General features: G+C 42.6%; 12 protein-coding genes and 1 pseudogene. 9 read left to right on the forward strand and 4 right to left on the reverse strand.

The features are described from left to right. Positions 1-18 precede the first annotated feature (18 nt). From uxaC to xylB, 9 genes and pseudogenes are all read left to right on the forward strand, one after another. Positions 19-1,422, forward strand: coding sequence for a glucuronate isomerase (uxaC, locus tag AT864_RS07070; RefSeq protein ID WP_066147634.1), 1,404 nt, complete (start codon positions 19-21; stop codon positions 1,420-1,422). A gap of 17 nt (positions 1,423-1,439) precedes the next feature. Then, complete coding sequence (uxuA, locus tag AT864_RS07075) at positions 1,440-2,555, forward strand: mannonate dehydratase (protein ID WP_066147638.1); 1,116 nt, start codon at positions 1,440-1,442, stop codon at positions 2,553-2,555. Then, positions 2,531-3,376, forward strand: coding sequence for an SDR family oxidoreductase (locus AT864_RS07080; protein WP_066147639.1), 846 nt, complete (start codon positions 2,531-2,533; stop codon positions 3,374-3,376). The genes uxuA and AT864_RS07080 overlap by 25 nt, the downstream gene beginning before the upstream one ends. Positions 3,377-3,525: 149 nt before the next feature. Further along, positions 3,526-4,167 (forward strand): YesL family protein, encoded by a 642-nt coding sequence (locus AT864_RS07085; protein ID WP_066147642.1) that lies wholly within the window; start codon positions 3,526-3,528, stop codon positions 4,165-4,167. Between the two features lie 287 nt (positions 4,168-4,454). Continuing rightward, positions 4,455-5,249 carry a Nif3-like dinuclear metal center hexameric protein gene (locus tag AT864_RS07090; protein WP_066147648.1) on the forward strand — a complete coding sequence of 265 codons (795 nt, stop codon included), beginning with the start codon at positions 4,455-4,457 and terminating at the stop codon, positions 5,247-5,249. 50 nt (positions 5,250-5,299) lie between these two features. Further along, positions 5,300-5,963: pseudogene (locus AT864_RS07095) on the forward strand (SGNH/GDSL hydrolase family protein). A gap of 72 nt (positions 5,964-6,035) precedes the next feature. Beyond that, positions 6,036-7,514, forward strand: coding sequence for a glycoside hydrolase family 5 protein (locus AT864_RS07100; RefSeq protein WP_066147649.1), 1,479 nt, complete (start codon positions 6,036-6,038; stop codon positions 7,512-7,514). A gap of 467 nt (positions 7,515-7,981) precedes the next feature. Next, a complete protein-coding gene (xylA, locus tag AT864_RS07105) occupies positions 7,982-9,316 on the forward strand; it encodes a xylose isomerase (RefSeq protein ID WP_066147652.1) in 1,335 nt (444 codons plus the stop codon). A gap of 18 nt (positions 9,317-9,334) precedes the next feature. Next, entirely contained in the window at positions 9,335-10,834 is a 1,500-nt protein-coding gene (gene xylB, locus AT864_RS07110; protein ID WP_066147654.1) for a xylulokinase, read from the forward strand. A 372-nt stretch (positions 10,835-11,206) separates the two neighbouring features. Here xylB and AT864_RS07115 read toward each other — a convergent pair whose 3' ends face one another. From AT864_RS07115 to AT864_RS18665, 4 genes are all read right to left on the reverse strand, one after another. Further along, on the reverse strand, positions 11,207-11,791 hold the full coding sequence (locus tag AT864_RS07115) for a TetR/AcrR family transcriptional regulator (RefSeq protein ID WP_044745387.1): 585 nt from the start codon (positions 11,789-11,791) through the stop codon (positions 11,207-11,209). A 61-nt stretch (positions 11,792-11,852) separates the two neighbouring features. Beyond that, entirely contained in the window at positions 11,853-12,497 is a 645-nt protein-coding gene (locus AT864_RS07120; protein ID WP_231734602.1) for a YitT family protein, read from the reverse strand. 772 nt (positions 12,498-13,269) lie between these two features. After that, a complete protein-coding gene (locus AT864_RS07125; RefSeq protein WP_066147659.1) occupies positions 13,270-14,505 on the reverse strand; it encodes an MFS transporter in 1,236 nt (411 codons plus the stop codon). A gap of 162 nt (positions 14,506-14,667) precedes the next feature. After that, positions 14,668-14,749, reverse strand: an 82-nt coding sequence (locus AT864_RS18665; protein WP_156450494.1) for an IS3 family transposase, incomplete at its 5' end; no start/stop codon positions are given.

Below are 14,749 nucleotides of genomic sequence, written 5' to 3' on the forward strand. Positions count from 1 at the left end.
AAAGAGAGGGGAGAAACCGTGCAGCCGTTCATTCATGATCATTTTTTGCTGCAAAACAAACATGCACAAGCGCTGTATCATGAATATGCGAAAACGTTGCCCATCATCGATTATCACTGCCATTTAAGCGCAAGGGAGATTGCCGAAGACCGACGGTTTCACGATATGACCGAGCTTTGGCTTGAAGGGGACCATTACAAATGGCGAGCGATGCGGATGTTAGGAGTTGAGGAACCGTATATTACTGGAAAAGCTTCGGCTGAGGAAAAATTTCGCGCTTGGGCCCGAACGGTCCCTTATTGTATCGGGAATCCGCTCTATCATTGGACACACTTGGAATTGAAACGGTATTTTCAGGTCGATGCCCTTTTGAACGAACAGACATGGTGGGAAATATGGAATCATTGCAATACGTTGCTGCAACAAGAGGGATTTTCAGCCCGTGGCTTTATTCTGAAGTCCAATGTTGAATGGATCGGCACAACCGATGATCCGCTTGATGATTTATCATACCATAAACAAATCGCCGAAGATCTATCGTTTCCTGTTAAAGTAGTGCCTTCGTTTCGGCCAGACGCTCTTTTGGAACTGAATCGGTCCTCTTTTTTAGATTATGTTGATGAATTAGGAAAAACGGCAGGCGTTTCGATCACGCATTATGAGCAGCTGTTGCAAGCTATCGAAAACCGCGTTCGCTATTTCCACGAGGCTGGATGCCGGATGGCTGATCACGGATTGGAGTATCTGCCGTATGCTTGGTGCGATTGGAATGAAGCAAGTGCCATTTTTCAAAAACGAAAAGAAGGATTTGCCGTCAGCGGGGAGGAAGAAGAAAAATATAAAACATTCACTTTATGTTTTCTGGCTCGCCTCTACCAATCACTCGGCTGGGTGATGCAGCTTCACATCGGCTCGATTAGAAATACAAACGAGAAAATGTTTCGACAACTCGGGCCCAACACCGGCTATGACTCGATTAACGATTTTCTCTTTGCGAAGCCGTTGAACGCCTTTTTAAATGCATTAGACAAAGAAGGGCAATTGCCGAGAACGATTGTGTATACGTTAAACCCAATTTATAACTATGTCGTTGCTTCAACGATCGGCAACTTTCAGCAAGAAGGGATAAAAGGAAAAGTGCAATTTGGGGCGGCTTGGTGGTTTAACGATCATCAAGATGGCATTGTGACGCATTTAAAGGATCTCGCCAATGTGGGGGTGTTAAGCACATTTGTTGGCATGTTGACCGATTCTAGAAGCTTTTTATCTTATGTGCGCCACGAATATTTTCGAAGAATTGTCTGCAACTTGATCGGTTCATGGGTCGAAAGAGGGGAGATTCCCCAAGATTACGCATTATTAGGGAAAATCATTCAAGATATATGCTATTTCAATGCTAAGCAATACTTTCCTTTACCATGAAAGGAGGACAGATGAGAATGAAGATGGTCTTTCGCTGGTTTGGAAAAGACCATGATACGGTTTCGTTGGATGATATTAGACAAATCCCAGGGGTTGAAGGAATCGTTGGGGCGCTCTACCACATTCCGGTGGGAGAGGTTTGGCCTCTTGATGATATATTGGAATTAAAGCGGCACGTCCATGAAAAAGGATTTCATCTTGAAGTCATTGAGAGTGTCAACGTCCATGAAGATATTAAGCTAGGCTTGCCGACACGAGAGCGGTACATTGAAAATTACAAACAAACGATTCGTCATTTAGCCAAGGCAAACGTAAAAGTGATTTGTTACAACTTCATGCCGATTTTCGACTGGACGCGTTCTGATCTGGCTAAAAGGAGGCCAGATGGCTCTACCGTCCTTGCCTATGAAAAAGAAAAAATTGAACAAATTGACCCGGAAGAAATGGTACGGAGCGTTGAAAACGAAGCAAACGGCTTTTTGCTGCCCGGCTGGGAACCGGAACGGTTGAAGACGATCAAACGTCTTTTTGAGTTGTACAAAGGGGTGACAGAAGACGATTTGTTTGACCATTTGCACTATTTTTTAGAACAAATTATTCCAGTCGCTGAGGAATGCGGCATTCAAATGGCGTTGCACCCTGATGACCCGCCTTGGTCGGTATTCGGGCTGCCGCGGATTGTAACGAATCAAGAAAATTTAGAGAAAATCGTCAACATGGTTGAAAGTCCAGCCAATGGACTGACGTTATGTTCCGGTTCGCTGGGGGCCAACCCAAACAATGACATTCCGCAAATCTTCCGGCATTTTCTGGCCATGGGGAGGGTTCCATTTGCCCATGTCCGCAATGTTCAAGTTTACGAGAATGGTAATTTTGAAGAAACATCTCATCGCAGCTGCGACGGTTCACTGAATATCTGTGAAATTGTCAAGGCGCTGCACGAGGCGAATTTCCAAGGGTATATCCGGCCGGATCACGGACGGATGATTTGGAATGAAAAAGCGCGGCCCGGCTATGGAATGTATGATCGGGCACTTGGCATTATGTATCTTTGGGGCGTTTGGGACAGTCTGGAGAATGAAAAGAGAAAACAGGAAGGAGAAAGCGTATGCTCCCCATCCATCCAAATTTAAAAGGAAAAGTGGCAGTTGTAACAGGAGGCGGCGGAGTGCTGTGCAGCTGCATGGCAAAAGAGCTGGCCCGTCAAGGAATGAAAGTCGCAATTTTAAATCGGACGATGGAAAAGGCGGAAAAGGTGCAGCAGGACATTGCCGAGCAAGGTGGAGAGGCGCTGGCTGTTTCATGCAATGTATTGGATATTGATAGTGTCAAACAGGCGGCGGAAACGATATTGTCTGTCTATGGACCGTGCGATGTTCTCATTAATGGAGCGGGCGGCAATCATCCACAAGGCATCACAACAAAAGAGATGTTGGAACGGCAAGACATCGAGAACCAGAACATCCTAACATTTTTTGATTTAACGGCCGATGGATTTAAGTATGTGTTCGATTTAAATATTCTTGGCACGGTGATTCCGACGCAAATATTTCTGAAGCAAATGGTCGGAAAAGGAGGCACAATTATTAATATCTCTTCTATGAGCGCACCGCGGCCGATGACGAAGGTGCCGGCATACAGCGCGGCGAAAGCCGGAATTGAAAATTTTACGAAATGGCTGGCAGTGCATGTTGCTGAAGCTGGAATTCGCGTCAATGCCATTGCCCCCGGATTCTTTTTGACGAAGCAAAACGAGCGTCTTTTGAAACATCCGGACGGGTCCTATACCGAACGCACGGAGAAAATTTTATCCCATACCCCGATGCGACGGCTAGGAAACCCGGAAGATTTGTTGGGAACGCTGCTTTGGTTGGTCGATGAACGCACGAGCGGTTTTGTCACTGGAATTACCGTCCCGGTCGATGGCGGCTTTTTGGCCTATTCAGGAGTATGAATCTGCTTTTGCCTATCCTGCACTAGGAGCGAAATTTGATTGGTAAATAGGATAATAGAAAGGGAGAGTCAGGAAGCTCCTCCTTTCTCTTTTTGGAGTGTGGTATACTAGTTTCAACAGAAAGCAAGAACAAAGGTGGAGGAGTCGTCATGCGTTCCGGTCTTTTAGATGGGAAGCTGTACCGTATTTGCGAGTGGATTACAAGACTTGCGTATATCAATATTTTGTGGCTGCTTTTTACGGCACTCGGAGCCATCGTGTTCGGTATCGCCCCGGCGACGGTGGCATTGTTTACGATTGTGCGGAAGTGGCTTTTATTTCATGATGATTCTGTTCCTGTGTTTAAAACGTTTATTCAAACATACAAAAAGGAGTTTTTGCGGGCGAATCGAATGGGGCTTTTACTTATGGTTGTAGCGTATATGATCTATATCGACATGTTATATATCGCCCAGGTTTCAGCAGCGTGGCAGTTGCCTTTTTCCGTCGCTTTGTTGATTGTTTCTATCTTTTACGTCGTGACATTGTTATATGTGTTCCCGATTTATGTGCATTATGAGCTGCGCTTTTGGCAGTATATTAAGTACTCCTTTCTGATTGGAATGACTAATCCGTTTATGACTCTTGTCATGCTGATCAGCCTAGGGCTATTGCTCATCGTTTTTATGTCGATCCCAGGGCTTATTCCGTTTTTCAGCATTAGTCTATTTTCACTTATTGTGATGGGCAGCGCTTTGTGGACATTCCGCAAAATGGAGGAAAAACAAGCGGCGTGGCAACAGGAAAAATAAATAGATCAGCAAAGAAGGCTGTCGCAAAAGATTGCTTTGCAGCCTTTAAGCTGTTGAGTATGGTCGATAACGGTTCAAGGGGCGGATTTAGATCATGACACTTGGGACCTAGATTCAGCACGATGTTAGTTTAGATGATAAACGAACTAAGATTTTCTTCAATCTATACTTGTGTTAGTAGTTGTCGGTGAGATGCTTATGTTTGAGGGTTAGGAAAAAATTTACAGAAATTGTAGGTTTGAATCAATAAATGATTGTAAATAGACTGCTAGGAAAGGAATAGAGCCATGACGCTAACTGTCCAGAATGTGTTGGATAAACTGATGGAACCGATAGGGGAAATTCCAAATGCGGTGGATACCCTTGTGCATGGCGATCCAAACATGAAAATCAAGGGGATCGCGACGAGTTTTATGCCTACTTGTCATGTCATTCAACAGGTGGTTAAAATGGGGGCAAATCTTCTCATTACTCATGAAGGGCTATTTTATAGCCACACACACAATACAGAAATATTGAAAAATGACCCTGTATATGATGAAAAACGTCTCCTGATCCATGAATCTCGTGTTGCGATCTATCGATTTCATGATTACTGGCACCGATATCAGCCGGATGGTATTATGGTTGGGTTAGTCCGCGCTTTGGAATGGGAAGCGTATGTTTCTGAGCATCAACCAGCCGCCACCATTTTGATCATTCCGAAAATGACTGTAAAAGAAATTGCCGAGTACGTGAAAAGAAGGCTAGGTATTCCATTTGTACGTGTCTCTGGGGATTTATCAGCCCCATGCACCCGCATCGGGCTATTGGCCGGGTATCGAGGTGGAGGGGCTTTATCTATCCCGCTGTTTGAAAAAGAGGGTCTTGACTTAATTATTTATGGAGAAGGTCCAGAATGGGAAACTCCAGAATACGTTCGGGATGCTGTGCACCTAGGGAGACAAAAGGCTTTGATTGTACTTGGGCACGCAGAAAGTGAAGAGCCAGGCATGAAGTATCTGGCTGAATGGTTGAAAGTAATATTTTCAAATATACCCATTTGCTTTATTTCTGAAAAACCGATATTTCAGGTGGTTTAGTTGAAGCTTAAGTCGAGCAAGTTTGTTTAATTTTCAAAGGGGAGAAGCAAATGAAGATCAGAAAGGGAGAAAAGTTGTTATTTATTGGCGATTCTATAACAGATTGTGACCGCTCCAAGCCAAAGGGAGAAGGATGATTCGGAGCGTTAGGCACAGGATATGTATCTTATATCAATGGCCTCCTGCAAGCGGTTTATCCGGAATTTGGCATCCGGGTTGTCAACAAAGGGATAAGCGGCCATACGGTGCGCGATTTAAAGGAAAGGTGGCAGGAGGATGTCATTGCTCAAAAACCGGACTGGATATCGATTATGATTGGAATTAACGATGTTTGGCGGCAATACGATTTGCCATTCATAAAAGAAAAACATGTGTACTTAGATGAATACGAGGAAACGCTCCGTAGCCTTGTGATCGAGACAAGGCCTTTCGTAAAAGGAATGATCCTTATGACGCCATTTTATATAGAAGGAAATGAACAGGATGCGATGCGCCGGACAATGGATCAATACGGCCTGGTTGTCAAAAAAAAATAGCGAAAGAAGCGAACGGTGTATTCGTCGATACCCAGTCAGCCTTTAATGATGTATTAACGGCCCTTTATCCTGCCGCTTTAGCTTAGAATCGCGTTCATCCATTCACCGCAGGCCATATGATTTTGGCAAGAGGTTCTTAAAAGCCGTTGGTTTTGCTTGGGACAAATCGAATAATTGATGAAATGAGGGCTGGAGGAAAACCAGCCTGATGAAAAAGTAAATCAAAATTAAAGAAAGGATGAGGGCAAATATGGAAATGCTTAAGGTTACTAAAAACAAGATTACCGATCAAAACGGAAATCCTGTACAGTTAAGAGGCACTTGTATCGGTGGTTGGATGAACATGGAAGATTTTATTAACGGCTATACCGGTTCGGAGCATGCATTGCGCCATACGGTTGCTGAAGTCATTGGGAAAGGGAAGGCAGAGTTCTTGTTTGAGAGAATGCAACATTATTTCTTTGGAGAAGACGACATTCGATTTATTAAAAGCTGGGGGGCCAATGTAATACGTCTGCCTTTGAATTATCGGCATTTTGAGGATGACGAGCAGCCGTTTACTTACAAGGAAAGCGGTTTTGAACGATTGGACAAAATCATCCATTTGTGTGAGAAGCATGAGTTATATGTTATTTTAGATCTCCACGCTGTTCAAGGGTACCAAAATACCCACTGGCATTCGGACAATGATATTAGACACAGCTTGTTTTGGCATGACCGGACATATCAAGATCGATTTGTCGCATTGTGGGAAGAGTTCGCACGGCGTTATCGGGGAAGAGCCGTTATCGCCGGTTATAATTTGATGAATGAACCTTGCGTAAATACACCGCACGGAGATTATCCACATACGTTTTTCAACAACTACAAGCCGGATTGGGAAAGGATCAATCGCATTTACCGGCGAGCGGTCGAGGCTGTGCGCCATATCGATCCGGATCATATCATTTTTCTTGAAGGTGATCGTTATTCTGTTTTGTTTGATGGCTTAGAAGCACCGTTTGCAGACAATCTTGTTTACAGCAGTCATAACTATACGGCGGCAGGATTTGGACCAGGATCATATCCAGGGGTGGCGGATGCTAAAAATGCCCGTGTTGCGGGGGGGAAATATTGGGATAAAGACGTACAAAGACAGGAATTTAAAAACCATCAAGGCACCCAGTTTGCCGAAAGATATCATGTTCCGCTCTGGATAGGGGAATTTGGTTCCGTGTATAACGGACCGGCTAATGAAATTCCCGATCGTTTGCGGGCCATGGACGACCAAATTAGTATTTTCGAAGAGTTTGGAGCACATTGGACGACATGGACCTATAAAGATGTCGGGGTAATGGGACTTGTCACGCTGGATCCTGAATCGGAGTATATGCAGCGGATCGCTTCGATTATTAAGCTAAAGCATACATTAAATACGGATGATTGGATGATTTGGCTTCCAGGCTTTAAGGCAAGAAAGATGGTGGAACAATTGGCGGATCATTTGGAAGAAGTCATTGGGGATCCTGATATTATTCATAGTCATAATATTGCTTGCCTTTCCCAAACCATTTTAACCGTCTATGCAGGAGCATTAATTCAGCCGACGTATGCAAAACTGTTTAAAGGATTATCGGAGGAAAAAATAGATGATATTATGCAGTCGTTCGCATTTAAAAATTGCCAAATTAACCACGGCCTATTGAAGATATTAACGAAGTACACGAATCCATCCGTTTCCCATTTATAAACCTCCCAATTAAAAGAGTATGGTTGTGTTGCTGACAAAATCATGGGTAGAATTGAGGAAATTCATGTTGGAAAATCCGCAAAGCACGATGACGTTGCATAATGGTGTGCAAATGCCTTAGTTAAAAGTTTTAGGGTAATAAAGACCGTAAAAATAACTTTTGAGGCATGGATACCGCTGTGATTGACGCAAATGAACAGCGGGGAGGAAAAGCTACTGCAGAATTAGGCGTCCCCGCGATGAGCCATTTAGTAAAACAAAAATACTCAACATCAAAACATCATTTGAAGCGGCCTTCATCCCGATCCGTCTTTTTCTGTGCGGAAGTCGACTCATACTTTTTAAGAAAGAGTGATAGAATACTTTGTTTATCCGATAGACAAACAAATATGAAAGCGCTATAATGGAGCTGAAGCAATATGATTCTTGCGTGTTGATATTAATTAACCGTTAAGGGGGATTTGAATATGGTTTATTTTCCGAATATTGGCTCGATTGCGTATGAAGGTCCACAGTCACGCAATCCATTAGCGTTTAAGTTTTACAATCCGGAAGAAAAGGTCGGCGACAAGACGATGGCGGAGCATTTGCGGTTTTCAGTTGCATATTGGCATACGTTTACCGGAAATGGGTCGGATCCGTTTGGCGCTGGCAATATGATTCGCCCGTGGGACCATTATAGCGGCATGGATTTGGCGAAAGCACGCGTCGAGGCGGCGTTTGAGCTATTTGAAAAGTTGAACGTTCCGTTTTTCTGCTTCCATGATGTCGATATCGCTCCAGAAGGAGATACGCTTGCTGAAACGTACAAAAACCTCGATGAGATTGTCGACATGATCGAAGAGTACATGAAAACGAGCAAAACGAGGCTGCTTTGGAATACGGCGAATTTGTTCAGCCATCCGCGCTTTGTCCACGGAGCGGCGACGTCGTGCAACGCCGATGTGTTCGCTTATGCAGCAGCGAAGGTGAAAAAAGGACTCGAGATTGCCAAACGGCTCGGAGCGGAAAACTACGTCTTCTGGGGAGGACGGGAAGGCTATGAGACGCTGCTGAACACCGATATGAAGCTGGAACTTGACAACTTGGCCCGTTTCTTGCGTATGGCGGTGGACTATGCGAAAGAAATTGGTTTCGATGGACAATTTTTGATTGAGCCGAAGCCAAAAGAGCCGACGAAGCACCAATACGACTTCGATGTGGCAACTGCTCTTGCATTTTTGCAAACATATGGACTGAAAGACTACTTTAAATTCAACATTGAAGCCAATCATGCAACGTTGGCTGGCCATACGTTTGAGCACGAATTACAAGTCGCCCGCATTCACGGCATGCTTGGTTCGGTCGATGCGAATCAAGGAGATACGCTATTAGGCTGGGATACGGACGAGTTTCCGACGGATTTGTATTCTACTACTCTAGCCATGTACGAAATTTTGAAAAACAATGGTCTTGGCAAAGGCGGTTTGAACTTTGACGCTAAGGTGAGAAGAGGATCATTTGAACCGGAAGATTTGTTCTATGCCCATATCGCCGGCATGGACAGCTTTGCGATCGGCTTGAAAGTGGCCCATCGTTTGCTTGAAGACCGCGTATTTGAACAATTGATCGAAGAGCGGTACAAGAGCTATACGGAAGGCATTGGTCGCGAGATTGTCGAAGAAACTGCTGATTTTAAAAAATTAGAAAAATATGCGCTGCAACTTGGTGAGATTCGCAATACATCCGGCCGTCTCGAGCGTCTTAAGACGTTGCTCAACCAATATTTGCTTGAAGTCAGCGTGTTGAGCGTATCCCGTTAATGAAAGAGAGAGGTCCATATGGAATACGTTATCGGAATTGATTTAGGGACAAGTGCGGTAAAAGTGTTGCTTGTTGACCGAAACGGGCAGGTGAGAGGGGAGTGGACGGAGCCTTACCCTCTCTATCAGCCGCAATCTGGATATAGTGAGCAAAACCCGGAGGATTGGGTTGAAAAAACGATGGTTGCGTTAAGACAAGTAGTACAAACAGCCAATATCGATCCGCGCTCCGTATGCGGATTAAGCTTTTCCGGACAGATGCACGGATTGGTGCTCTTAAATGAGAAAGGCGAGGCGCTGCGAAAGGCCGTTCTTTGGAATGATACAAGAACGGCAAATGAATGCCGTGAAATTGAAGAACGGGTCGGAGTGGATCGATTGCTATCTATTACGCAAAATCGCGCGTTAGAAGGATTTACCTTACCGAAAATATTGTGGGTGAAAAAGCATGAGCCTCAGTTATACCAACAAGCCTACACATTTTTGTTGCCAAAGGATTATGTTCGTTTTCGGCTGACCGGGCAGATGGCAATGGAGTATTCCGATGCTGCTGGCACGTTATTACTGGATATACGAAAGAAAGCATGGAGCCGAGAAATTTGCGAGCTTCTGGACATTGATGAGCGATTGTGTCCACCTCTTGTGGAATCGACTAGCTATGTAGGCACACTGCTTTCCGATATTGCCGAACAGATCGGGCTTTCCGCGAATGTCAAGGTGTTTGCCGGTGGAGCGGATAATGCGTGTGGAGCGATCGGAGCTGGCATTTTATCAGAAGGAACAACGATGTGCAGCATCGGCACATCGGGTGTTGTTTTAGCATATGAGCAAACGGCGACCAAAGATTTTGCTGGAAAGGTGCACTATTTTAACCATGCGAAGCCAAACTCGTATTATATTATGGGCGTTACCTTGGCTGCCGGATATAGTTTTGATTGGTTAAAACGAACATTTATGCCGGAAATCTCGTTTTCAGAAGTGATTCACCAAGCAGCAGAATCGCCAATCGGAGCCAATGGACTGTTATTTACGCCATATTTAGTCGGGGAACGAACACCGCATGCCGATGCGCATATTCGCGCCTCTTTTATCGGAATTGATGCATCGCATACAAAGTGGGATTTTGCGCGTGCCGTGATGGAAGGCATTATTTTTTCTTTAAATGAGTCGGTGGAGATCATAAAGCGGAGCGGCAAAAAAATGAAGTCGATCGTTTCCATCGGCGGGGGAGCCAAAAGTCATGAGTGGCTACAAATTCAAGCTAATATTTTTCATACACCGATTGAAAAACTGAAAAATGAACAAGGCCCAGGTTTAGGGGCAGCAATGATTGCGGCATGCGGCTGCGGCTGGTTTGAGTCTCTGGAAGAGTGTGCAGCTACGTTTAAGCAAGTCGAACAGCTGGTTGAGCCTCAAGAGGACGCAGCTCAGCGCTATCAAGAGCTATTCCATGTGTATCGGCAAATTTATGCACAGACAAAAGAAATCAATGAACAGTTAAAGAAGTTTCGAAAATAAGCAAGAGGGTGTCCCAAAAGCAGCTTGGAACCCCCTCTTTCAGACTGTTGACAAAATAGGTGTAAGACTTTTGTCTTACACCTATTTTGTTTCATTTTTCGTAGTTGTTTTTCTTGGTGAAACGACAAACATAAATGCATACTCGAATGCAAAAGAAGGGAGGGGCCCTTTCTCCATAGGCAGTTATCAAATTCATGGCCGCATAAACAAGCATCGCCTGCATCTGGTTTCTTTCCCATCCTCCGTAGAAAGAAAAAACTTTTTATTTGCTGCTTTCTTTTGTCGGCGAGAAAATTTTTCGAATTAAAGCTCACGAAAAATTCCTTTGGAGGTATATGGGGGCTGGGGGCTTCTATGCCCCACGTCTTGATTTTATTTAGAAGCTTTAGGAGTTAATCCTGTTACTATAACAGAGACAGCATCCTTAAGAAATTCTTCGTTTGAAATAGGAATATTTGAAAATCCTAGCAACGTTTCTGAAACAAAGTGACCATAATTGAACCGCATAAATAAGGCTACAAATGAATCGATGTTGCCTTTAATCAATTTGCCCCGATTTTGCATTTCCTTAAAGTAATCTAATAAAAACTGCTGAATTTCTTCAACGTTTTTGTGAAGAGTCAGGTGAAGATCAGGCATGGTGTTTCGCTCGAGAACAGATATCATGTAAATTTGTTTGTTTTTCATCATATAATTTTGATAAATCGTCGAGTATAGTAATAAATCATGTTCTAATTCGTATGTTAGCTCTTTTTCCAATTGTTCTTTTATGAAAGAAGCATATTGAAATTTAGCGATAATGGCGTCTAAAATATTTTGTTTGTTCCCAAATTGGCGGTATACTGTCATTTCACTGACAGAAGCATGTCTTGCTATTTCTTTAATCGTTACAGCTTTATATCCCTTTGAAGCCATTAATGAAATAGCTGAATCTAAAATTTTTTCGTTTGTTTCCATATCATCACCCGTTTCGCAATCGTTATAAACCCAAAAAATATAAAAGAAAGTTGGTATAATGCTATTTTAAATGTTGTCTTTTTTTTAGATATAACTGTTGTATCCTTCTAATTCTATTAATAAAAAAACCGACAAGAAAAGCTGACATAATCGTTCCTTCTCTAATCCCTTGTATTTCCCCAAATGTCCAAAACGAAATAAGCGCAGCAATGATTACTTGTAATGAGTCAAACGCTATTTTCAATCTCCCAAAGTTCCGTTCGTACTTCATGGAAATAACTTTTATGATCCCATCTGCAGGGTTAAGAATCGTATTTGCTGCTAATTGAAGGATCACTCCTAATGCGATCATGACACACCCTACAACTAATAAAATTAGCTTTTCAATATATAAGGAAGGGTGATAATAAGAAAAAATCAACATACCCAAATCGATAAAGTAACCCAATATAAAACCAATCAACAACTGAAGATATTGAAATTTAGGAAAATCTTCCCTTAAAATAATTACTTGGATTAATACAAATAAAACAGTTAGGAAGATCGTAAATTGTCCTATCGTTAAAGGAAAAATAAGACTTAATACATACCGTATACTAGCAATTGGTGTCGTACCGAGTTCAGCTTGCGTAACCATTGCAATCCCTATGCCCATTACTAGCAATCCAATAATTAAAATTATATATTGTTTCATCTCTTTTTGCACATTCCTCATTCCTCTCCCAAATATGTTAGTTATCACTAACTAACATTATGGTACTATTGATGAAACCATTAGGTCAAATATTAGAACTGTGCTTGGGAAATGTTTGAACACCAAATTAATCGAATCTGACTAAAGTTGGAAACTCGATAACCCTTGTGACGACGAAGTTATTATTCGTTATTGTGAAAATTGTCGCGAAGAAATGGATGAAGGTGAAGAAGCTTATAACATTAGCAATGACAAATGGGGTTATGAAGATCGTTTTCGTGAGTTTGCAATAAACGCTCTGAACGCTATTTTAAAACATACAACTTTTCCCTCAAGATAGGAATGGTGAGCTAATGGAGCCTTTCTATTATGAATTAAAGATTTTGAAAAACTTTTTTAACCATGGGAAATTATCGCTTAATCAATATATAAAACTTCTGGAGAAGTTGGTCGAATGGGAGCAATATTACGTTTAATTATACGGGAAATTTCACTAATTCTAGTTGGAGTAAACAGTATGTTGTCAGTTATGGAAAAAATAAAAGGAACTTACTCAAGGAGTATTAACGTGGAAGAGTTAGATTGAGTATAGTTCCATCAACACAATTTTCCCTTTATCGTGTGCAATGAAAAAAGAGTATAATGGTTCGAAAACCATTTGATACCAAAAGCTTCGCGTTTCAGACGACTTTGTCTCGACGTGAAGATGTATATGACGCATTTGCGTTCCTTTCTATCATCAAAAATGAAGGTAGGGCATTGCCTCCATAAAGCAGGTGGTCGTTTACATATTTATATGCGTACCCTTATACAAAACGGGTATTGCCGCTGCTATAAGGATCATGCCCATAAAAGCGGGTGCGGCATGCCCAAGTGATACATAGATTTGCCCTCCAATAATAGGTCCAATTATTTTTGCTAAAGCCTGAATAGATTGGCTGCCACCTTGGATCCTTCCTTGTTGACTAAAATCGACAGACTTCGAGAGCATCCCATTGAAGGAAGGACCGAAGATCGAATCGCCAAAACCGAATATAAACATTCCGGCGATACATAGAGGAGAGAATGAAAATAAAGCAGATAACGCGATAAGAATGTAGCCTATCATCTCTGAAACCATTCCAAGAATGGCTATCTGTTTATCGCTGCGTTTTTTCAAAAGCTTTGGCATGATGAAACCTTGTGAAAGGATGTCTTGGATGCCAATAATGGAAAACATAAGTCCGATTAGCGCAGGTTTCCAACTAAAAGTATCCATTGTAAATTGTGAAAACACCGCTTGCAAAGATCCGTTCGGTATCCAAAGCAAGAACGCGGAGACAAGCAGCCTATTTAAGTTTTTTATGGAAAGTATGTTTGTAAGCTGCGTAAATGGGTTCAGTCTTACTATGGTAATCTCTTTCAGTCTTTTATTCTTGTCAAGGCTCTCAGGCATAAAAAAGAATCCATAAACAACATTCAATAAAGTGATGATCGCTCCAAAATACATGGGTGCAGAATACCCCAACTTGGCAAGCAATCCGCCCAGAGTCGGGCCAATGACAGTGCCTGCGCCTACAACTGCACTCATCCATCCAAAATATTTAGTTCTCTGTTCCGGAGGAATGATGTCTGCGAAATATGCGAAGATCGTGCCTATGCTCCCGCCTGTGATTCCCTCTATGATGCGCCCGACAAATAGCACCCATAGAGCTCCTCCTATACCAAAAACGAAGTACCCTATGGCCGAACCCAAAAGGCATACTAAGAGCAATGGGCGACGACCGTATTTGTCGCTCAAAGCCCCAAGTGCGGGGGCCGCCAAAAACACGCAGACCGCATAAACAGAGGTCAACAGCGTCACAACGATAGCCTGTTCTCCCGGATTATTTATATAAGGCTGCACTAAGAATGGGACGACAGGCGCTATGATGCTGAAGCCTACACCGCAAAGAAACACGGACATAAGACCGAATAGTAAAGCCTTTGTATCTATGGTTTGTTCTCTGTTCTGTCCATTGTGCGCTCTAAATTTCAACATTGAGATTCTCTCCTTAAAAGTTTTAAAGTTGTCATTTTGTTTCCTTGTCAACAATATATCATTTTTTGTTTCCTTGTCAACAAAATAATCGCGATAAAAAGACAGCCTTTCCTCAGGTGAACTGCCCCCTGTCAAGTAGACAGTGGAAATAATAAAAATGATCTAAGCGGCTTTAGCTCTATATTCCATAGGGCTAAGGCCATTTAATCGTTTTTGATATCTATCATGATTATAAAAGCAAATG

It is taken from the genome of Anoxybacillus sp. P3H1B, from assembly GCF_001560855.1.
In the GTDB taxonomy this organism is placed as follows: domain Bacteria; phylum Bacillota; class Bacilli; order Bacillales; family Anoxybacillaceae; genus Anoxybacteroides; species Anoxybacteroides rupiense.

What these genes read in the sequence shown, in the direction of transcription:
- uxuA (WP_066147638.1), top strand. Translation starts at nt 1,440, where the DNA reads ATGAAGATGGTCTTTCGCTGGTTTGGAAAAGACCATGATACGGTTTCG.
- AT864_RS07080 (WP_066147639.1), top strand. Translation starts at nt 2,531, where the DNA reads ATGCTCCCCATCCATCCAAATTTAAAAGGAAAAGTGGCAGTTGTAACA.
- AT864_RS07085 (WP_066147642.1), top strand. Translation starts at nt 3,526, where the DNA reads ATGCGTTCCGGTCTTTTAGATGGGAAGCTGTACCGTATTTGCGAGTGG.
- AT864_RS07090 (WP_066147648.1), top strand. Translation starts at nt 4,455, where the DNA reads ATGACGCTAACTGTCCAGAATGTGTTGGATAAACTGATGGAACCGATA.
- AT864_RS07100 (WP_066147649.1), top strand. Translation starts at nt 6,036, where the DNA reads ATGGAAATGCTTAAGGTTACTAAAAACAAGATTACCGATCAAAACGGA.
- xylA (WP_066147652.1), top strand. Translation starts at nt 7,982, where the DNA reads ATGGTTTATTTTCCGAATATTGGCTCGATTGCGTATGAAGGTCCACAG.
- xylB (WP_066147654.1), top strand. Translation starts at nt 9,335, where the DNA reads ATGGAATACGTTATCGGAATTGATTTAGGGACAAGTGCGGTAAAAGTG.
- AT864_RS07115 (WP_044745387.1), bottom strand. Translation starts at nt 11,791, where the DNA reads ATGGAAACAAACGAAAAAATTTTAGATTCAGCTATTTCATTAATGGCT.
- AT864_RS07125 (WP_066147659.1), bottom strand. Translation starts at nt 14,505, where the DNA reads ATGTTGAAATTTAGAGCGCACAATGGACAGAACAGAGAACAAACCATA.